At 58.5% G+C, this 18,001-nt stretch carries 20 protein-coding genes; 14 read left to right on the top strand and 6 right to left on the bottom strand.

From position 1 onward, the window contains the following. The first annotated feature begins 3 nt into the window (after window positions 1-3). Together BN4575_RS04225 and BN4575_RS22415 are read left to right on the top strand one after the other, a co-directional pair. Complete coding sequence (locus BN4575_RS04225) at window positions 4-213, top strand: cold-shock protein (protein ID WP_082186781.1); 210 nt, start codon at window positions 4-6, stop codon at window positions 211-213. A gap of 90 nt (window positions 214-303) precedes the next feature. Continuing rightward, window positions 304-609: a hypothetical protein gene (locus BN4575_RS22415; protein WP_083220987.1), complete on the top strand. Its 306-nt coding sequence runs from the start codon at window positions 304-306 to the stop codon at window positions 607-609. On the opposite strand, the gene BN4575_RS04220 is transcribed toward BN4575_RS22415, so the two are convergent. Then, entirely contained in the window at window positions 596-844 is a 249-nt protein-coding gene (locus tag BN4575_RS04220) for a TIGR02647 family protein (RefSeq protein ID WP_068977267.1), read from the bottom strand. The two genes, BN4575_RS22415 and BN4575_RS04220, sit on opposite strands and share 14 nt — an antisense overlap. A gap of 246 nt (window positions 845-1,090) precedes the next feature. On the opposite strand from BN4575_RS04220, the gene BN4575_RS04215 reads away from it, so the two are divergent. Then, complete coding sequence (locus tag BN4575_RS04215; protein ID WP_068977266.1) at window positions 1,091-1,648, top strand: hypothetical protein; 558 nt, start codon at window positions 1,091-1,093, stop codon at window positions 1,646-1,648. A gap of 163 nt (window positions 1,649-1,811) precedes the next feature. Here BN4575_RS04215 and BN4575_RS04210 read toward each other — a convergent pair whose 3' ends face one another. Continuing rightward, window positions 1,812-3,926, bottom strand: coding sequence for a TonB-dependent receptor domain-containing protein (locus tag BN4575_RS04210; RefSeq protein WP_068977265.1), 2,115 nt, complete (start codon window positions 3,924-3,926; stop codon window positions 1,812-1,814). Window positions 3,927-4,247: 321 nt separating this feature from the next. On the opposite strand from BN4575_RS04210, the gene BN4575_RS04205 reads away from it, so the two are divergent. From BN4575_RS04205 to BN4575_RS04155, 11 genes are read left to right on the top strand one after another with little or no spacing between them, the layout of a single operon-like run. Next, window positions 4,248-4,925, top strand: coding sequence for a PepSY-associated TM helix domain-containing protein (locus BN4575_RS04205; RefSeq protein WP_068977264.1), 678 nt, complete (start codon window positions 4,248-4,250; stop codon window positions 4,923-4,925). 12 nt (window positions 4,926-4,937) lie between these two features. Next, on the top strand, window positions 4,938-5,420 hold the full coding sequence (locus tag BN4575_RS04200; protein ID WP_042021281.1) for a DUF2271 domain-containing protein: 483 nt from the start codon (window positions 4,938-4,940) through the stop codon (window positions 5,418-5,420). Further along, window positions 5,417-6,226, top strand: coding sequence for a DUF4198 domain-containing protein (locus BN4575_RS04195; RefSeq protein WP_068977263.1), 810 nt, complete (start codon window positions 5,417-5,419; stop codon window positions 6,224-6,226). The genes BN4575_RS04200 and BN4575_RS04195 overlap by 4 nt, the downstream gene beginning before the upstream one ends. Next, the gene (locus tag BN4575_RS04190; protein ID WP_068977262.1) at window positions 6,223-6,531 is read left to right on the top strand and encodes a hypothetical protein; all 309 of its coding nucleotides are present in this window, start codon (window positions 6,223-6,225) and stop codon (window positions 6,529-6,531) included. Before BN4575_RS04195 ends, BN4575_RS04190 begins: the two co-directional genes overlap by 4 nt. After that, on the top strand, window positions 6,515-6,985 hold the full coding sequence (locus BN4575_RS04185) for a hypothetical protein (protein WP_141689711.1): 471 nt from the start codon (window positions 6,515-6,517) through the stop codon (window positions 6,983-6,985). Before BN4575_RS04190 ends, BN4575_RS04185 begins: the two co-directional genes overlap by 17 nt. Further along, window positions 6,982-7,857 (top strand): metal ABC transporter solute-binding protein, Zn/Mn family, encoded by an 876-nt coding sequence (locus tag BN4575_RS04180; protein ID WP_068977260.1) that lies wholly within the window; start codon window positions 6,982-6,984, stop codon window positions 7,855-7,857. The genes BN4575_RS04185 and BN4575_RS04180 overlap by 4 nt, the downstream gene beginning before the upstream one ends. Continuing rightward, window positions 7,857-8,540, top strand: a complete 684-nt coding sequence (locus BN4575_RS04175; RefSeq protein WP_068977259.1) for a metal ABC transporter ATP-binding protein — start codon at window positions 7,857-7,859, stop codon at window positions 8,538-8,540. Before BN4575_RS04180 ends, BN4575_RS04175 begins: the two co-directional genes overlap by 1 nt. Then, entirely contained in the window at window positions 8,540-9,418 is an 879-nt protein-coding gene (locus BN4575_RS04170) for a metal ABC transporter permease (RefSeq protein ID WP_068977258.1), read from the top strand. Before BN4575_RS04175 ends, BN4575_RS04170 begins: the two co-directional genes overlap by 1 nt. After that, complete coding sequence (locus BN4575_RS04165) at window positions 9,415-10,191, top strand: hypothetical protein (RefSeq protein ID WP_068977257.1); 777 nt, start codon at window positions 9,415-9,417, stop codon at window positions 10,189-10,191. The genes BN4575_RS04170 and BN4575_RS04165 overlap by 4 nt, the downstream gene beginning before the upstream one ends. Window positions 10,192-10,204: 13 nt before the next feature. Continuing rightward, window positions 10,205-11,182 carry a LysR family transcriptional regulator gene (locus BN4575_RS04160; protein ID WP_068977256.1) on the top strand — a complete coding sequence of 326 codons (978 nt, stop codon included), beginning with the start codon at window positions 10,205-10,207 and terminating at the stop codon, window positions 11,180-11,182. Continuing rightward, entirely contained in the window at window positions 11,172-11,564 is a 393-nt protein-coding gene (locus BN4575_RS04155) for a DUF2750 domain-containing protein (RefSeq protein ID WP_042021294.1), read from the top strand. Before BN4575_RS04160 ends, BN4575_RS04155 begins: the two co-directional genes overlap by 11 nt. Before the next feature lie 95 nt (window positions 11,565-11,659). Here the strand turns inward: BN4575_RS04155 and BN4575_RS04150 are convergent, their stop codons facing one another. The 4 genes from BN4575_RS04150 to BN4575_RS04135 all read right to left on the bottom strand — a co-directional run bounded on the left by BN4575_RS04150 (window position 11,660) and on the right by BN4575_RS04135 (window position 17,997). Beyond that, the gene (locus BN4575_RS04150) at window positions 11,660-13,510 is read right to left on the bottom strand and encodes an extracellular solute-binding protein (RefSeq protein ID WP_068977289.1); all 1,851 of its coding nucleotides are present in this window, start codon (window positions 13,508-13,510) and stop codon (window positions 11,660-11,662) included. Window positions 13,511-13,637: 127 nt separating this feature from the next. Then, complete coding sequence (locus BN4575_RS04145) at window positions 13,638-14,534, bottom strand: EamA family transporter (RefSeq protein ID WP_068977255.1); 897 nt, start codon at window positions 14,532-14,534, stop codon at window positions 13,638-13,640. A 176-nt stretch (window positions 14,535-14,710) separates the two neighbouring features. Next, on the bottom strand, window positions 14,711-15,457 hold the full coding sequence (locus BN4575_RS04140; RefSeq protein WP_068977254.1) for a DeoR/GlpR family DNA-binding transcription regulator: 747 nt from the start codon (window positions 15,455-15,457) through the stop codon (window positions 14,711-14,713). A 95-nt stretch (window positions 15,458-15,552) separates the two neighbouring features. Further along, window positions 15,553-17,997 carry a formate C-acetyltransferase/glycerol dehydratase family glycyl radical enzyme gene (locus BN4575_RS04135; protein ID WP_068977253.1) on the bottom strand — a complete coding sequence of 815 codons (2,445 nt, stop codon included), beginning with the start codon at window positions 17,995-17,997 and terminating at the stop codon, window positions 15,553-15,555. Between the last annotated feature and the right edge of the window lie 4 nt (window positions 17,998-18,001).

Below are 18,001 nucleotides of genomic sequence, written 5' to 3'. Positions count from 1 at the left end.
GATATGTCTAACATGATCACCGGTACCGTTAAGTTTTTCAACGAAACCAAAGGTTTTGGCTTCATCCAGCAAGAAAACGGCCCGGACGTTTTCGTTCACTTCAGCGCAATTCAAGGTGCCGGCTTCCGCACCCTGGCTGAAGGTCAGCGCGTACAGTTCTCCGTGACCACTGGTCAGAAAGGCCCGCAGGCTGAGAACGTAACTGCTCTGTAATTCTTACAGAATTTAAGAAAGCCGTGGTACCTCTGGTGCCACGGCTTTTTGTTTATCTGGCTCCTGCACTGATTCATAAACTCTTTCATCATGTCGCTATCGTTGCTGCTTATCTCCCTTCTTACCCCGATCTCCGATACGCCGGTACTGGCTCAATCCACGTTGGATGCACAGTTGGTTTGTCAGCAATTTGTACAGGTCCGTCTTGGGCAAGCGTTACAGCCCGAAGAAATAAAGGCGCGACGGGTACCCAAAAGAGAGGGGGAGTGGCTGGTCGATGGCAAAGTGAAAGGACCCGAAGGTCCTTTGCTGTTTGCTTGCCATCTTCATCAAGGCAAGCGTTGGGAGCTACTTAACTTTTCGCTCTGGGCACCACAGCCGATTAAAGGGGCTTGAGTGCGACCAGCAGGTGCTGCAGGTGTTCAACCATGGTCATGCCGAACGGGGTGAGATAGCCGCCATCTACTGCGCTGATGAGCCCCTGCTGATGCAGACGGGCAGCTGCCTGGCACAGGTCGTCAGACATATCGCTGCGTAATTTAATCCCCAAACTCATGTTGGCCGGATCAAAGCATGCCAGTATTTTCAAATCGTTGACAAAGTCGTTAGAAACCTGGTCGATCCCAATCATGGATTCACTCCTTACGCTAAAGATGTATGCAAACTAGCATCCCCGAATCCACTTTAGTGGGCGCTGGTTCAAATTATTGATCTTTGGCTGGATTGCTCGTTTCAAATGCTGTTTTTTTCGGCGGAATCAAATGCTTGGCCAACTGGCTTCATCAAGGGTCTAACCACTGTAAACGTGATAGGATAAGGCACTTTTTTACATAGTGCGGCCCGTTGGCGGCTGTGCGCTTAGTTCAAGGTATCGCTCATGGTCAAGATCACTCTGGTATCCCTGCTGCATTCACTTTGTCCCCGTTTTCCTGTCTACCCCACGTCTTTATTGACGTCACTGCTGGATGCTCATCAGGGTGAGGTGTGGTTGCCTGCGCGCAAGGGAGCCGATATCGCGGTGCTACGCAAGCATGTCAAAGGGGCGGTGGCACATGAGCTTGCGTCACTCAATTCCGGCTGGTGTGATTTTGCCGCCAGTGACAGCGGTGACACACCCGAGCTGGATGCGCTGGCCAACTACGACACCGAGATGATGGACAACCTGCTGATGTATTGGCACAGCGCGGCCAAGATCAACAGCCCGATCACCGATAACCTGTTCGAGCTGCGCCGTGAGGTTGTCGATGAGGCCCATGGGGCTAAACTCGCTGCCGCATGGGAGCAACAACAGCAGCTGCGTTTTGAACAGCTGATGGCGATGGCGGCCAACGGCGGTGATCTGCTCTGTTTTGTCGAGGTTGAATCGGCTTATTGGTTGCGCCAGAAGCTCAGTGAGCAAACAGATATCACGCTTTGCTCGCCCTCAATTGCCTGATGGCAAGGATGGTGGGAACTGTTGTTGGCAATCGTAGCCAATGATGCAGGAGAATTGAGGCGATGGGGCCGGGAGACGAGTGTCACCATGACCTGATGACGTCCGCTAATGTCGAGAAAGATGGCCCGTGACGGGCCATCTTTGTTAAGTGCAGATCAGAGGATCAGAAGGTGATATTGGTCGAGATCCAGAAGCGACGTCCTTCCTGATTATTATTGTATTCGTTGGCATACTCGGTTTTGCCAGCGTCGTTATAGGCGTGGTACTGCAAGAAGTCTTCATCCAGCAAGTTGTAGATGGTGCCATTGACGGTGACATTTTCGCTGATCCGGTATGACGCGCCCAGGTGGAACAGGGTAAATGCGTTGTAATCACCAAACGCCTCTTGCTCGACACCTACTCCGCGCCAACGCTTGCTGCGATACTCACCCTGCAGCCAGGTATTCAGCTGGGCAGTGGTCTGCCAGTTCAGCTTCATGTTGACCATGTGTTTGGGGGTATCGGTCAGCTGCTGGCCCGCTTGCGAGCCCGATTTTTGCTCGCTATCGGTGAAGGTGTAGTTGGCTTTGAGATCCCAATACTCTGCCAGCGGAATGTAAGATCCTACCTCGACCCCTCGGGTAATGGCCTCGTCGATATTGACTGTCTGACCAAACTCTTTGATATCGTTCCAGCTGGTTCCTATATCGACACAGCCCGGCTGATTGGGCGCCTTGCTGTAGTGGCAGTTAGCTACCGGCGTGCCGCTGGCAATCTTGTCGTTGAAGTTATTCTGGAACAGGGTGAGGTTGGCGTTAAAGCCATTATCGGCCTGATAGTAGGCTGCCAGCTCAGAACTGGTGGTGGTCTCGGGTGTCAGGCTGGGGGTGCCGATGAGCGGCAGGGCCCCTTGGCGGCCGAATCCGACGATGCCGCTGGTCAGTTGATCCAGGCGAGGGGTCTTGTAACCCTGGCTGACACCCCCCTTGAAGGTCCAGTTGCTGCTGGCATTCCACACCAGATAACCACGTGGACTGAGCTGGCTACCAAACACACTGTGGTCATCATAACGAGCACCAACAGTGAGTGCCCAATCAGTCAGGAAGCGCCACTCATCTTCAGCAAACAGTGCCAGTTGCTTATGCTCGAACGGCGCTGTAGCAACCCCGTCGATCATCTCTGCTTTCCACCACTGGCCGCCGACCGAGAGGGTATTGTCACCCAGCACTGTGACCAGCTTGCTGTCGACTATGGTGTTTTCCAGCTCAAGGGTACGTGGAGCTCCTGCCGTTTTTCCCGGAACACCTTTGGGCAGAGTCCGTCCTGCGGTATCGGTTTCACTGCGGGTAATGCTGCTGGAGAGGTTACCAAAACTGAAACGGCCATCGTGGGCCAGCACATATTGATCGCGGCTGTAGCGTTGTTGTTTCTCATAACCGCCGATCTTGGTCGGTGTATCTAGGGTGCCAAGCTGGCCCTCGCGGTTGTCATATTGCTGATTGCCGCGATCAATATCCAGCCAGATATCCTGATTGCTGGTGGGGGTGAACGTCACTCTTCCGCCCAAATTCTGAATGTCAGATTTTACGGGGTTTGCCCCCATGATCGGTGTTTTTTCCAGGCCATTGGCGTCCTGATAGCGAATATCAGAGGCACTACGGTCAAACACACTGCCGCGCAGGGTCAGCCCCAATTTGTCTTCGATCAGGGCGCCGCTGGTATAGAAACTGACCGCTGCACTGTTGCCAAATTCCCGGTGCTGCTGTTGGGTATTTTCCAGGGTAAGGGCGCCCATCCACTCTTTGGCCGGTTTGCGGGTAATAATGTTGACGACCCCACCCATTGCATCTGAACCATAGAGGGTGGACATGGGGCCACGGATCACTTCGATACGCTCAATCGCCGCGACTGGTGGCATAAAGCTGTTGGCGGTTTCACCGAAGCCGTTGGGGGTCACGTTCCCCACATTGTTCTGACGGCGACCATCGATCAGGATCAGGGTGTAGTCGCTGGGCATACCCCGCATGCTGATATTCAGGCCACCCGTCTTGCCGACGCTGCCTCCCACATCCACTCCTTCCACATCGCTGAGTGCATCAGCGATGCTCGCCACGCGTTTTTGTTCCAGATCTTCGCGAGTGATAACAGTGATGCTGGCGGGCGCATCGGTTACCTTCTGCTCAAATCCGGATGCCGTGATCACCATGGTTTCATTGACTGCCTGGGCCGAGACTGCGCCGGCCGGCAGCAGAGCCATCACAATGGCGTAACCAAGTCGGGATGGTTGAGGTATGGGCATGTGAACTCTCCTGTTGTTATTGGAATGCGGCTGACGAGTCAATCCTGCTATTGATAATCATTATCACCCTGTGGCGGCAGCATTCTATGCAAACTCGGGTCGAGCAGAGAGTCATGTTTATGGAACCTGTCGTTCCAAAAAATGGAACTGGCGGGGTGAAGTTGGTTCTCGTCTGGGATGCAATCAATTAATCGAGACTTAATTTAAGTTAAATCAGTTAGTTACTGTTTTTTCTGCAGATAAGGGCGAAGAGAGGCCCGCCATTACAAAAGCTATTATTGTCAATTCAATGAATTAAACGTTATTGACAATGATTTGCATTTGCAATACTTTGCCGCGGTTTATGATGACTACCTGCGGGAGCTTTTCTTTACCATGTCGAGCAAGTCTGCCCGTCCCTATCATGTGCCTCGCTGGGTTCGCCCTCTGCATACATACAGCTCCATGCTGATGCTGGTGATCATGCTCTTTTTCACAGTGACCGGATTGACGCTGAACAATCGTCAGTGGCTACCCGCAGCGTCCCCTTTGGTACATCAACGATTGGTATTGCCAGCCCAGTGGGTGGAAACCGGGTTATGGCAACAGGACCCTCTGTTGGCGGGTGCGCAGCTGCTGCACTGGCTCCGTCAGCAAGATGTGCTGGCGGGTGGGGAAGCCGTCATGGAGTGGAATGCCGATGAGCAGTTGCTCACCCTCGACATCAAGCGCCCCGGTGGCTACAGCCTGGTAGAAATTGAACCCGCCCTGGCAGAAGTGAGGATCGAGACTCAGCCAGCGGGTTGGCTGGCCCAGCTCAACGATCTTCATATGGGGCGCTACAGTGGCGAGCTATGGCGATGGTTCATCGACCTGTCAGCGTTGGTCATGTTGCTGTTTACCTTGAGCGGTTTCTGGTTGGTGTTGTCCCAGCGCAAGCGTCGGATTGGCCTGTTTGGTCTCAGTCTGGCGGGCACGACCCTGATGGGCATGTTCTACCTCATTATCCTCTACTACTAAACGGAGTCCTGGATGTTCAAATCCACCACGCTGGCACTCGTGCTGGTGAGTGTGCCAGCTGCCGCTGAGGTGACCTTGTCACTGGAATTACCGCGTCATGAAGGTAGTCAATACCGCCCTTATGTGGCTGTCTGGGTAGAAAATCCCCAGCAACAGGCGGTGGCCACGCTCGCCGTCTGGCGCAAAGAGGCGGACTGGCTCAAGGATATGCGGCGCTGGTGGCGCAAGAGTGGCCGCTATGAGAATGGCCAGCCGGATGGAGTCTCCGGAGCGACCCGTAAACCCGGTGTTTACCAATTGCAGTGGGATGGCCGTGACCAGCAGGGCAATGCCCTGCCGCCGGGGCGTTACACCCTGCATATCGAAGCCGCTCGCGAGCATGGCAGCCGATCTTTGGTCAGTCAGGCGATAGAACTCGGACAAACAACCAGTTACCACCTCGAACCCGTCGCTGAACTGGGCGCGATCACCATCCACACCGGAGTTAAATCATGATTAACCGTTCCTTTGGCTGGGGCCTGCTGGCCCTGGTTGCCACCTCCGCTTCCGCGCATCCGGTCTGGATGCTGCCAAGTGAGTTCAATGTGTCGAGTGATACCGCCCATTGGGTGACAGTGGATGGCACGGCGTCCCACGGGGTATTCAGTTTTGACAAGCCGATAGGGCTGGACAATGTCACTGTCTATGATCCCGCAGGCAACCCCGCCAGGATCGGCCCCTATTACAAAGGGCAACGCCGCAGTGTGTTTGATCTGGCATTGAGCGAGGTGGGCACCTACAAGGTCGAGCTGCGTAATCCGCCTCGTTATGTCACTACCTACACCATTGGCAAGCGCAATACTGAACGGCGGATCATGGCCAACAAGCAGGAGGCTGCCGCTCAGGTGCCAGCCAAGGCGCAGGGGGTGACCACCTATGCCATGCAAAACATCAGCGCCTTCTATGTCACCCGCAACACGCCAAGCGATACCGTGCTCAAAAGCAGCGGCCAGGGGCTCGAGCTGCAACCATTGACCCATCCCAGCGATGTGGTGGTGGGTGAGGCCGCCCGTTTCCGCCTGACTTTCGATGGTCAACCGCTGGCTGAGCGCAAAGTAGAAGTGGTGGGGCATGGCACTCAGTGGCGTGATGGGCGCCAGCAGCAGGATCTGGTGAGCGATCAGGATGGTGTGGTGGCATTCACCCCTGCCCAGCGGGGCCCACACCTGCTGTCTGCCAACATTGAGCAGGTCAGCCGTTCGCCACTGGCTGACAAGGTGGAGATCAACTACCTGCTGACCTTCGAGGTGCTGCCGCAATGACCCTGTTTAGCAAGTTGGCGATCGCTCTGACGTTACTGACGCCGCTGGCCGCCCAAGCCCACTATCCGGTGATGGATTGTGGTCGTGAGGGGGCTGAGCTGGTCTGCAAGGTGGGCTATAGCGATGGCACGTTCGCGACCGGTGCCGAGGTCGTCATGTATAGCTATGACGATGAAGTACTGGCTACCGTCAAGGCCAATGGTCATTCCCAAGCACGTTTCACCGAGCCGAAAGGGGAGTTTTACATCCGCTTCGATGCCGGACATGAAGATCCAGCTGAATTTGATTATGCCGAGTTGCTCTGACATGACCGGTTACCGGGAGCGAGTGGCGCCGGATGATGGTCGCAACGAGAACCGCTGGGTGGCGATCTTCACCATCGCACTCTTGTTGTGTGGCGTGGTGGGGATCTGGCTGCGCCAGGAGCCTGCCACGCCAGTGGTGCAGACTCTGCAGCTGACCCCGTCCGCGCGCCAGCAGCTCACCGAGCTCACCATCGCCCTTGATGAAGCTCGCTTTATGGCCAGTGACGGGCGCTGGCCTGCGCTGGCCGCCATGGCGCAAGCACAGATCCCGCCTTTTCACGAGGGTGACTGGCAGGAGCTCGCCAATGGCTGCTGGCTGGGGCCTCGCCCTGGTCATGCTGATGGGCGCTGGCTATTGTCGCTGCCTGCCAACGCCATTTTTATGGCTGGCGAGGGGGTATCCGGTACCCCTGATTGCACTACACCTACCCACTGGATTTCGATGACACCATGATGCGTTTCTTTCTGAGCCTGACCTTGCTGCTGACCAGCCTTACGGTGTGGAGCAAACCGCTGACCGTGGGGATCACCCTGCACCCTTATTACAGTTATGTGCACCATATTGTCGGTGATCGGGCCAAGGTCATTCCGCTCATCGAGAGTGGCTTCAATCCCCACAGTTATGAGCTGCAACCGAGCGACCTCAAGCGACTGGCCACCATGGATGCGCTGGTACTCAATGGTATCGGCCATGATGAGTTTGCGGTGCATGCCCTGGATGGTCTGGCGTTACCCAACCTGACCCGTATTTATGCCAATGCCGACTTGCCGCTGCTCGCCACCGGCAAAGGAAGTTACAACCCCCATACCTTTGTCTCCATTGATGCGGCGGTGCGTCAGGTCTATACCATTGCCCGCGAATTGGGACGGCTCGACCCGGAAAATCGGGATTACTTTCAGCAAAATGCCCTGACCTATGCCCGCAGTTTGCGTGCTATCAAGAATCGTTACCGGGCCGAGTTGCTAGCGCTGGATCTGGCCAGTGTGCGTATTGCCAGTACCCATAATGCCTACGGCTACCTGCTGCAAGAGTTTGGTATCGGCATCGACACAGTTATTGAACCTGCCCATGGGGTTGAGCCGAATGCAATCCAGTTACAACAGACCATAGCGCGGATCAAAGCGGCCAATATTCAGGTGCTGTTTACCGAACTCGATATGGATAACCGCTACGTAGAACTGATCCAGGACGCCACCGGGATCCGGATTTACCACTTCTCCCACATGACCTTTGGTGACTATGACCCGGCCCTGGTGAGCCGGGAGATGGAGCACAACCTCAAGACCCTGGTCAAGGCGCTGTCACTGGCGGCGCAGGCGAGCTGATGGGGCCCTCAATCATCTTGCAAGGGTTGGCCTTGTCACTCAATCGGGTATCTATTCTCAAGCCGATCGATGGCACCTTCGAGGCGGGAAAACTGCATGCCATCGTCGGTCCCAACGGGGCAGGCAAATCCTCTTTGCTCAAGAGCGTGCTCGGCCTGAGACCCCATAGCGGCGAGGTATTCAGAGAGTGGCCGGGGGTGCCGGGGCCGGTGGCCTACGTGCCTCAGCAGAGCCAGTTTGAGCCATCTCTACCCATTACTATCAACGAATTTCTGCTCGCTACCTTCTCTCGTCGTCCGCTCTGGTTACCGATGAGCACAGCGGCAAAAAGCCGGATCGATCGCCTGTTGGCGCACGTCGGGCTCAGCGGCAAGGGGCACTTGCGACTCGGTCAACTCTCTGGGGGGGAACGCCAGCGGTTGCTGTTGGCGCAGGGGCTGGATCAGCAGAGCCAACTCTGGTGTCTGGATGAACCCATGACCGGGCTCGATCAAGAAGGACAAGAGATGGTTAACCGCTTGCTGCTGCAACTGCGTGAACAGGGGGTCACCATGCTGGTGGTTCACCATGATATGGCCTGGGTGAGGCGCTATGCCGATCGGGTGTGGCTCATCGATGGTGGTCTGGTTGCGGTTGGCACGCCGGATGAGATATTTGCTCACTCCCCGCAGGAGGTCGCGTGATGGAGAGTTTGCGTCAATGGGTATTTTCCCTCTTTGAAAGCGGCTATTTGCCCGAGATGTTCCAGTATGCCTTTCTGACCAATGCCCTGGTGGCGGCCTTGTTGATGGGGCCCTTGCTCGGGGCGCTGGGCCCGCTGGTGGTAGTCAAACGACTGGCGTTTTTCTCCGAAGCGGTCGGGCATGGCGCCCTGACTGGCGTCGCACTAGGGATCTTGCTGGGGGAGCCCGCCACGGCGCCGCTGGTGGCGCTGTTTTGTTTTTGCACCCTGTTTGCCTTGCTGTTGCACTGGGTCAAGAGCCGCACCCAGATCCCCTATGATGCGTTGGTGGGGGTGTTTCTCTCGTTTGCCATCGCCCTGGGGGCGGCCTTGCTGCTCTATGTGGCCAAGAGGGTCAACGTACACATTCTGGAGAACGTGCTGTTTGGCTCGATTCTGACGGTCAAGGATCTCGATCTGCTGGTGTTGCTGATCATTGCCATCCCGGCACTGCTGATGTTGTTGCGAGGCACCAATACCGCCCTGCTGGCAAGTCTGGCCCCTGAACTGGCCCGCAGTCGCGGGGTGTCGGTGCGTCTGTATGACTATCTGTTTGTACTGTTGATTGCGTTGATGACGGTTGCCTCGGTCAAGGTAATTGGCGCCATTCTGGTGGGGGCGCTGCTGCTTATCCCCGCGACCGCAGCCCGACTGGTGAGCCGCAGTGGTGCCCAGTTTTTCTGGCTATCGGTGCTGTTTTCTACCCTCAGCTGTTTATTGGGCATTTTGATACCGATGGCTGGCGCCCTGCCACTCCCTTCCGGGGCGGCCATCGTGATGTTTGCCTCACTCTTTTTTGTGCTTGCCCTCGGCTATCGTCGCTGGAGAACCATTGAATGAAGTTTCTTATCCCTCTGCTGCTCAGCGTGTTGGCGTTACCGCTCTGGGCCGCGCCGACTGTGGTCAGTGCGGTACCCGTGCTGCACGGGATCAACCTGTCACTGTTGGCCGATACCGGCATCGAAGCACGTTACCTGCCACCCGCCAGATTGCCCCTTAACCGGCTCCCCGGCTGGCTGAACAAGGTGGATGTGGCCACCCTGGGACAGGCGGATGCCCTGCTTACCATGGAGTCGTTGCAACCCGAGCTGGCGATTTATCCCCTGTTGCGCCAGCGTCAGATCCGCATTGTACCGATCGATGTGGCCCAGGAGCTGGCGCCAGCAGGTGCCAAAGTGACCCTGCGACCGGACGGGGAGGGAGATTACTTCTGGCTCGATTTTGGTAACCTGACCCTGATGGGCAATGTGGCCGCGCGGGATCTGGCCCGGGTGTGGCCAGCCCAGAGCGCGCAGATTGAACGCAACCGCCAGCGACTGCTGCGGGCGGTGCAGGGCAGTGCCATGGCCATCGATAACCTGTTGCTCGAACACAATGTGGCCAGTCTGGCGGTGGCTGATGAGCGTTTGATGCCATTGGCGCTGGCGCTCGGTTTGCCACTGGTGGTTGAACAGGATGCCGATCTGGTGTTGACCAGCCGTCCCGCCAAGGGGGAGGCGCGTCGGATGTGGCAACCGGATCCCTTGCTACGGATGGGGGGGCAATCGATCGAGGTCTGGCTGGCGCAAAACCAGCAGGCGTTGAGTCACCAGCTTGCCCCATCAGCAGAGTGAGCTCGGTATCTGAATGCTGGATCTGATCGAGATAAAAATATTTTGTGCCGTGGTCGATCGCGGTGGGCTGACGGCTGCCGCCGATACCCTTGGCATGCCGAAATCGACCATGAGTCGGCGCCTTACCCAACTGGAGCAGCGGGTTGGCCAGCCGTTATTACGTCGTCAAAGCAATCGGCTGCAGTTAACCGAAGCCGGTCGGCTATTTGAATCCTATGCCCGGCAAATGTTGCGACTCTCGCAGCAAGGGTTGCAGGTGATAGAGGATCTGCGGGAAGAGGTGAGCGGGGAGCTGCAGGTGCGCTGTCATCCCGTCTGTGCCGAGCCATGGTTTGTGGCCGCGCTGGAGTCATTTCTGGATCGCTACCCGGGGGCGCGGATCACCCTCAAAACCGAGGATAAGCTTCCCGTAAATGGTGCCAGCCAGGGTGCTATCTGGTGCTGGTTTGGTGCCGATCCCGAGAGTGACCTGCGATACGAGTCGTTGGTGCAACTGCCTGCGTCACTCTATGCCAGTCCCGAATATCTGGCACAGCAACCGCCGTTGCTGCATCCCGGAGATCTGATCACCCATGACTGGATCGGTGGGGAGCTGTGTGTCAGCGAGGGGGTGCTACTACGGCATCGGCAGCAAGGAGAGTATCTGTGCCAGCCAACCTCTGCCCGTTTGCTGTTTGATGATGTCGGCATGAGGATGAGCGCCATGTGCCGTGGACGAGGTATCGGCATTGTGCCAGATATCCGTGTCCGGGCGTTGAACCAGGCTCATCCGGATAGCCTGGTGTCTTGCTTGCCCGGATGGCAGGCTGCGCCCTGGCAGGTGGGATTGCTCTATCCTTATGGGCGGCAGCCGCGCAAAGTGAGTGCATTACTCGCGCATATTCGTAGTGCGATCCCGCCATCCTGGCGTGGGTGCAAGCTGGACAAGCTGCCGACAAGATGTGAACATGACGCCCTTTATCGAGAGAGAGACTTGGCCAATGAGCTATGAACTGAGTGACACCGAGCGCAATGCCGCGCTGCAACTGAATGCTGACTACCGTTACGAGCACTTCATCAGCAAGCTGGTCGAGCATGAAGAGCTGTTTGTTTTGACCGACGAACATGGCGTCATGATGCTGACCACCGACGATGAAGATTGCATCCCGGTATGGCCGCACCCTGAGTACGCCCAGGCGTGGGCCGAAGGGGAGTGGGCTGAGTGCAAGCCGCAGTCCATCACCCTCAAGGTGTGGCTGGAGCGCTGGGTTGACGGTATGGAGCAGGACGAGCTGTGTGTTGCCGTGTTCCCGACCCCGGATCAGGAAGGCATCGTACTGGAGCCGGGCGACGTGGCTGACGCCATCGCCGAGAAGCAGGCCAAGCGCGCCTGATCACCGCTGCATTCGCAACACCGGTTGCCAACAAAGACCCCGCTAGCTAGCGGGGTCTTTTGTTTTAAGGCCTTTTGCCGAGTGAACTGTCGCTATCAGGGCTGGCGATAGGTGGTGTCAATAATGGGATCGGCAGGGAAGGTCTGGCCGCTCTTGATGGCTGCTTTTGTTTCAGTTTTCACCTGTTGGTCGATCCACAACAGGCCGCCATAGCTGTAACCGCTGTTGTCGCCACCGAGGGGCCAGTAGAGCAACTCGCTCTTGGGGGTTGCGGGCACCTTGGGCAGCTTGAGCCAGCGCCAGGCCCCTTCCCGGGTGTAGGGCACCTGATAGGCGGGCACGAAGCTGGCCAGCTCATAGAGCCGCTGCTGGATCTGCCGCGACAGGGCCGCTTTTTTGGCAAAGTCGAACTCCTTGTCATACTGCTCCACCAGCGCTGTGATGGCATCATCATCGATGTTCATGATGTTGTTGGTTTGCGGCTTGTGGGCGTTAACCTTGTGGAAGAACTCCCAATAGGCGGGGTAGCGGCCGCCGCTCCAGGCCATCCAGGCACTCTGGTGCTTTTTCTCCAGCATCGATTTGAAGCCGGCCGAGGCATCCATCAGATTGAGCTCGAGATTAAGCCCCGCCTTCTTGGCCTCTTCCCGCAGCAAAGTGAGCCGCTGGGCGTGCTCTGCGGTGGTGTAGGTGATGGCGAGGGTCAGTGATTGGCCTTTGTCGTTTTGCAAAATCCCTTGCGGCCCCGCCTTGTTGAAACCGGCTTTGGCAAAGTATTGCCGTGCCAGTTTGGGATCGAACGGACGGGCCTTGATCTCGCTGTTGGTAAACTCCCCCTGACCGGAGCCGTAGCTGTTGAGGCGCTGGTAGTCCCCCCGCAGCAGGGTGGTGAGCATCTTGTCGAGGTTGAGGGCATGCTGGATCCCGAGCCGCACATTGAGATCTTTGAGCAGCGGATCGGCGGTGTTGAGATAGAGCCCCATCGGCGATTGCGGGGTCTGGTTGTAGAACCAGATACGCGCGATATAACCCTTTTCGAACTCTGCGGTTTTGGTTTTGTCGTGCCACCAGTTGGGCATCACCAGCGGGAAGCTGTCGAGATCGCCGCGCAGGAAGTGCTGCCAGGCGATGTTCAGATCCCTGAGCACCTTGATCTCGATCCGCGCGGGATTGAAGCGATGCTGGAAGTAACGCTCGTCATCCCCCCACCAGTTTTCAATCCGTTTGAAGGTGACCGACTTGCCCTTTTTCACCTGATCGAGCTGATAGGGGCCGGTGACCGGCAACACCTTCCAGTTGTACTCCTTGACCCAGTTGGCGGTGAGCTTGATGGCGTGGCTTGGCTCCGGGCTGATGGGCAGTGATTCGAGCAGATCCTGGCGGCTCTTTTCGGTGCCGCTGGTGATGGCCAGGGTGTGATCATCAAACTTGGTGATATCGGTTATCTGGGTGCTGTAGTAGTTGTTGTACCAGGGGTCGTTGATCTCCTTGCTGCGCATCATCTTGAGGGTAAAGAGCCAGTCATCGGCGGTGACCGGTTGACCGTCTGACCAGCGCGCCTTGGGATTGATGCGAAAATAGAGGGTCTTGTGGTCAGCCCCGAAAGCCCACTCGTTTGCCAGCATCGGCATGGGGTTGCCGGTGACGGGGTGGGTGCTCAGCAGTGGCAGGTTGGACTCCCGCACGTAACCGGCAAAGCCGCCGTTGGAGTCGGGGCCATATTTGCGCAGGGTCAGGGGGAAGCTGGTCATAAAGGTGCGAAAGGTGCCGCCGCCCTTGGCGGCCGGATCGGCATAGAGCGGATCCGTGTTGTTGCTCTCCCACTTCAAGTCAGCGGGCAGCGTGGCACTCCAGCCAAACGGGCTCCAGCACAGGGTCAGGGTGATGGCGGTGGCGCGAATGATAGGGGGGAGGCGGCGCCCCCCGGCGGTGATGGTCGATGGCATGTCCTTGCTCTCCTGAAAGTCTGCTTCCTGCAGCTCACGCGCTGGTGATGTCAGTCCCGATGGGGACTGGCTCATCATGAAAATTTTATCCTGTCAGGTCAATGAAATAGCGCAAATTGGCAGGCGCTCATCGTGTCGCACTCTGTGGTTTGAACCAGCGCAGTCGGCTACCCAGCAGATGCACCACAAAGCCAAGCAGCACCAGAGCTGAGCCCAGCCACTGCAAGGTAGTCGGGTGTTCGTCAAGCAGCAGGGCGGCCGCCACCATGCCGACACAGGGGATCAGCAGGGAGAGCGGTGCCACCTGCGCCACCGGATAGCGCATCAGCAGCCGTCCCCACAGGCCGTAACCCAGCCAGGTCGCGACATACGAGAGATAAAGCACGCACAACAATCCCTGCCAGCTGAAGTTGAGCAGGCTGCTGGCAATCAGTTCCGGCCCTTCGAACAGCCAGGAGAGGGCGAAAAACGGCAGTATGGGCACCAGCCCACCCCAGGCGATCAGGCTGGGCAGGGAGGTGTGATAGCGCAGACCAATCTGGCGATTGATGACGTTGCCAAGGCCCCAGCAGGCTGCGGCGCACAGCGTCAGGATAAACCCGAGCAAGGTCAGGTTGCCTTCACCGTGAGTGGCGATGAGATAGAGGCCGCACCCCGCCAAAGGCAGTGCCACCCAGTGGTGGGGTTGCCAGCGCTCCCCGAGCCAGATCATGGCAAACAGCAGAGTGAACACTACCTGGGATTGCAGCACCAGCGAGGCCATGCCCGCCGGCATGCCGAACTTCATGGCACTGAACAGAAACGCGAACTGGCCCAGACTGATAGCGCCGCCGTAGGCCAGCAGCCAGCGCCAGGGCATGGCGGGCTTGGGCACCAGCAAAATGGCGGGAAAGACCACACCGATAAAGCGCAGCGCACCCAGCAGCAGGGGGGGAATGCCCTCCAGCCCCCACTTGATGGCGACGAAGTTGAGCCCCCAGCAGAGGATGACCAGAGCGGCCAGACACTTGTCCTTGGTTTGCATGGTTGAAATCCCTGTCATCAGCAGTGCGGCGAGCGGGTGGGTTTACACAGCCCGGCGCGATCGGCAAGAGGGGGAGCATACCCTTGGGCATGTGGTGAGTGTCAAGGCTAAAGACCCGTTTGGGCGTTCCTGGTAGAGGGGCCGGTGGCGGGTTCTGGTGGCAAGGTCAGGGCAGATCAGGCGGTAACGCAATGCAGGGCTATGCCGCGGGCCGCGATAGCCGCCCGCATGGGGGCGGGCAGGGCATCGTCGGTGACCAGCACGCTGATCTGGCCCGGCGCGCCAAGTTGACTCGGGTGGATGGCGCCAAACTTGCTGCTGTCGGTGATCACCACATTGGTCACTCCCTTGGCCAGCACGCTGTTGACCACGTCGGCCCGCATCATGTCGCGGCCGGTAAAGCCCACCTCGGGGTGAAAACCGTCGACCCCGATAAAGGCCTTGGAGAAGTGTACCTGCTCGATACAGAGGCGGGTCAGCGGCCCCACCACGCTTTCGCTCTGATGCTGGAACAGTCCGCCGAGCAGCACCACCTGAGCCGGGGTGTCTTTGAGCAGGTGGGCGATATAGCTGCTGATGGTGATGATGGTGACCCGTTTGTGCAGTGCCAGATGGCGCGCCAGCATGGCGTTGGCGCTGCCCCCTTCGATAAAGACCGTCTCGCCATCTTCCACCAGCTGGGCGGCCCGTTCGGCGAGGCGCTCCTTGAGCAGGTAGTTGATGTTCATTCGGGCATCCGGGTCATCGGTCTCCAGCGCCATGGCAGAGCCGTGTACCCGTCTGAGCAGCCCCTGTTTCTCCAGCGCGGTGAGGTCGTTGCGCACCGTCACCTCCGACACGCCGGTGTGTTGGGAGAGTTCACTCACGCTCATCTTGCGAGCCTGATGGACCAGAGTGAGGATCAGTTGGTGGCGTGGGTTCATGGTGCGCTCGCATGCAAGGTGGTGGATAGCGGCAAGCCACCCGTGGGGTGGCTTGCCAATCATATGACGTCACAGGCGCCATGGGGAGCGCCCCGTCAGAGACTGTGCTCGGTGCGGGCGATGATATCATCTTGCGCATCCGGGGATAAGGCGGTGAAGAAGGCCGAATAGCCCGCCACCCGCACCACCAGATCCCGGTACTGATCCGGATTGGCCTTGGCCGCCAGCAGGGTCTCCCGCGAGACGATGTTGTACTGCACGTGCCACCCCTTGTGTACCTCGAAGAAGGTGCGCAGCAGGCTCATCAGCTTGGTTTTGTCCCGCTCGTTCTCAAGGCTGGCCGGACTCAGCTTCTGGTTGAGCAGCACCCCGCCGAGGATGGCTGCCGTGGGCAGCTTGCCGATGGAGTTGAACACTGCCGTCGGGCCGAGACGATCCGAACCCGAGGATGGGCTGGCCCCTTCCGCCAGCGGGGTACGGGCGTGGCGGCCATCCGGGGTGGCCAAGGTAGCCGCACCGAACGGTACGTTGGCGGAGATGGAGGAGGTACCGGCGTAGTAGGTACCGCCGATGGGGCCGCGGCCGAAGCGGGTGTTGTGCAGCCCCTTGAGCTCGTCGATGTAGCTCTGGTAAGCCTGCACCAGCAGCAGGTCTACCTCGTCCAGATCGTTGCCATATTTGGGGGCGGCGTTGGTGAGGCGTTGGCGCAGCTGCTCCCCTGCCAGCCCGGCAAAGTCTTGCTCCAGCGCGGCAGCCAGTTCAGCCTGATCCACCACACCCTGTTCGAACACCAGTTTCTTCAGAGCCGCCAGACTGTTGCCGAGGTTGGCAATCCCCACCTGCAGACCGGATACCCAGTCATAGACGGCGCCCCCCTCTTTGACGGTCTTGCCGCGCTCGATGCAGTCATCCACCAAAGTGCTGCAGAGGATGTCGTGGGCCTGTGCTTCCAGCACGCTGTCGACCACGCAGTCGATCTCGATGGATTTGCGGGTGAAGTAGCGCACCTGCTCATCCCAGCGGGCCATCACCTCGTCAAAGTTATCAAAGGTCCCTTCCCGCAGTGACTGGGCTTGGGGCAGGAATACCTTGCCGGTGGTGGCATCGCGGCCACCATCGAGGGAGGCCAGCAGGATGCGGGCGAAGTTGATAAAGCTCATGCCGGTGCAGCGGTAGCCCCACTTGCCGGGCACAGCGGTCTCGATGCAGCCGATGGCGGCGTAGTGGTGGGCATCCTCCACGCTCACCCCGAGTTTGATGAACTCGGGGATCACCACCTCGTCGTTGTTGAAGGCGGGCATGCCAAAGCCGCAGCGGATCACCTGAATGCAGGCGTCGAGGAAATCCTCGCTCATCCCGGCGTGGTAGCGCACCGAGAGGTTGGGCTGGGTGGATCGCAATTGGCCGCAGGACTCCAGAATGGCGTAGGAGAGGCCGTTGACCGCGTCATGGGCACTGCCATCCCGCCAGTTCTGGCCGCCGATGGTGACGTTTTGATAGAGCGGGCTGCCGGCGGAGGCTTTGGAGTGGGTGCCGGAGCGGATCTTGTTCACCTCCAGCAACTTGAGCCAGCACCCTTGCAGCAGTTCGATGGCGCGCTCACGCGGCAGGGATTCCGACAGCTCTACTTCGCGGCGATACCAGGGGTAGAGGTACTGATCCATCCTGCCAAACGACACCGAGTGGCCGTTGGATTCGATCTGCAGAATGAGCTGGATAAAGTAGCAGAGCTGCAGCGCCTGCCAGAAAGTCTCGGGGGGCTGGTGGGCGATGTGGGAACAGTTGAGCGCTATGGTCTCAAGTTCGCTTTGGCGCTCGGGGCGCGGCTCTTGCGCAGCCATGTCGCGGGCCATATCACTGGCAAGAGTGGCGTAACGCGCGATGTGCTCGCTGACCGCATCCAGGGTGATGGCGACGGCGTGCAAGAACTGCTCGCGTTGCAGGTCGGCCCAATCCGCCAGATCCAGCCGACTGCGCCGCTCGGCCACCTTGACCTTGAAGCCATCGAGCCCCAGCGTGAGCAGCTCCTCATAGTTGACCGCGAGGTGGGCATCCCCCGAGGTCATGTTGCCCTCGGCCTTGATGATGCCGCTCTCCAGCAGCGCTTTCTGCTCATCGGTAAAGAGGCCGAAGCAGCGATCCTGCACCGTCTGGCCGCGCCAGAAGGGGGTGAGGGCGTGGATGATCTCTTTGTCGGTTTCGCTGACCGCAAAACCGGCGCCGGGGCGGTCTGCCAGCTCGTCGATCTCCTTCTCAATCCAGCTCACCGTGTATTCGGGAAACAGCGGCGCCGCCCGCACCTGACTGGCCTGGTTGCCGACGATCAGCTCCTCGTGCTTGATCCAGATGGAGCGTTCCTTGAGGTGATGGGCCAGCGCCAGAGCTCGGCGCACCGGCAGCGGCCGGGCGAGATGAGCCTGATAGGCCTGTGTGTAGTGGCGGGCACGCTCGGTGCAGACCGGTGGCTGAACGATGTGGATCAGGCTCTCTTTGTGGGCGCGGATCCGCGGGCTGAGGGTATTGAGGTCGAGCTGGGTCATGATC

The sequence above is a fragment of the Aeromonas sp. EERV15 genome, from assembly GCF_900079845.1.
Lineage (GTDB): Bacteria > Pseudomonadota > Gammaproteobacteria > Enterobacterales > Aeromonadaceae > Aeromonas > Aeromonas sobria.
The sequence above is the reverse complement of the archived record's forward strand: the minus strand, read 5'-3'. Positions and strand labels throughout refer to the sequence as shown.

Excerpts from the sequence above, each read along its gene's own strand:
- BN4575_RS04225 (WP_082186781.1), top strand. The coding sequence starts at position 4 with ATGTCTAACATGATCACCGGTACCGTTAAGTTTTTCAACGAAACCAAA.
- BN4575_RS22415 (WP_083220987.1), top strand. The coding sequence starts at position 304 with ATGTCGCTATCGTTGCTGCTTATCTCCCTTCTTACCCCGATCTCCGAT.
- BN4575_RS04220 (WP_068977267.1), bottom strand. The coding sequence starts at position 844 with ATGATTGGGATCGACCAGGTTTCTAACGACTTTGTCAACGATTTGAAA.
- BN4575_RS04215 (WP_068977266.1), top strand. The coding sequence starts at position 1,091 with ATGGTCAAGATCACTCTGGTATCCCTGCTGCATTCACTTTGTCCCCGT.
- BN4575_RS04210 (WP_068977265.1), bottom strand. The coding sequence starts at position 3,926 with ATGCCCATACCTCAACCATCCCGACTTGGTTACGCCATTGTGATGGCT.
- BN4575_RS04200 (WP_042021281.1), top strand. The coding sequence starts at position 4,938 with ATGTTCAAATCCACCACGCTGGCACTCGTGCTGGTGAGTGTGCCAGCT.
- BN4575_RS04195 (WP_068977263.1), top strand. The coding sequence starts at position 5,417 with ATGATTAACCGTTCCTTTGGCTGGGGCCTGCTGGCCCTGGTTGCCACC.
- BN4575_RS04190 (WP_068977262.1), top strand. The coding sequence starts at position 6,223 with ATGACCCTGTTTAGCAAGTTGGCGATCGCTCTGACGTTACTGACGCCG.
- BN4575_RS04185 (WP_141689711.1), top strand. The coding sequence starts at position 6,515 with ATGCCGAGTTGCTCTGACATGACCGGTTACCGGGAGCGAGTGGCGCCG.
- BN4575_RS04180 (WP_068977260.1), top strand. The coding sequence starts at position 6,982 with ATGATGCGTTTCTTTCTGAGCCTGACCTTGCTGCTGACCAGCCTTACG.
- BN4575_RS04175 (WP_068977259.1), top strand. The coding sequence starts at position 7,857 with ATGGGGCCCTCAATCATCTTGCAAGGGTTGGCCTTGTCACTCAATCGG.
- BN4575_RS04170 (WP_068977258.1), top strand. The coding sequence starts at position 8,540 with ATGGAGAGTTTGCGTCAATGGGTATTTTCCCTCTTTGAAAGCGGCTAT.
- BN4575_RS04165 (WP_068977257.1), top strand. The coding sequence starts at position 9,415 with ATGAAGTTTCTTATCCCTCTGCTGCTCAGCGTGTTGGCGTTACCGCTC.
- BN4575_RS04160 (WP_068977256.1), top strand. The coding sequence starts at position 10,205 with ATGCTGGATCTGATCGAGATAAAAATATTTTGTGCCGTGGTCGATCGC.
- BN4575_RS04155 (WP_042021294.1), top strand. The coding sequence starts at position 11,172 with ATGAGCTATGAACTGAGTGACACCGAGCGCAATGCCGCGCTGCAACTG.
- BN4575_RS04150 (WP_068977289.1), bottom strand. The coding sequence starts at position 13,510 with ATGCCATCGACCATCACCGCCGGGGGGCGCCGCCTCCCCCCTATCATT.
- BN4575_RS04145 (WP_068977255.1), bottom strand. The coding sequence starts at position 14,534 with ATGCAAACCAAGGACAAGTGTCTGGCCGCTCTGGTCATCCTCTGCTGG.
- BN4575_RS04140 (WP_068977254.1), bottom strand. The coding sequence starts at position 15,457 with ATGAACCCACGCCACCAACTGATCCTCACTCTGGTCCATCAGGCTCGC.
- BN4575_RS04135 (WP_068977253.1), bottom strand. The coding sequence starts at position 17,997 with ATGACCCAGCTCGACCTCAATACCCTCAGCCCGCGGATCCGCGCCCAC.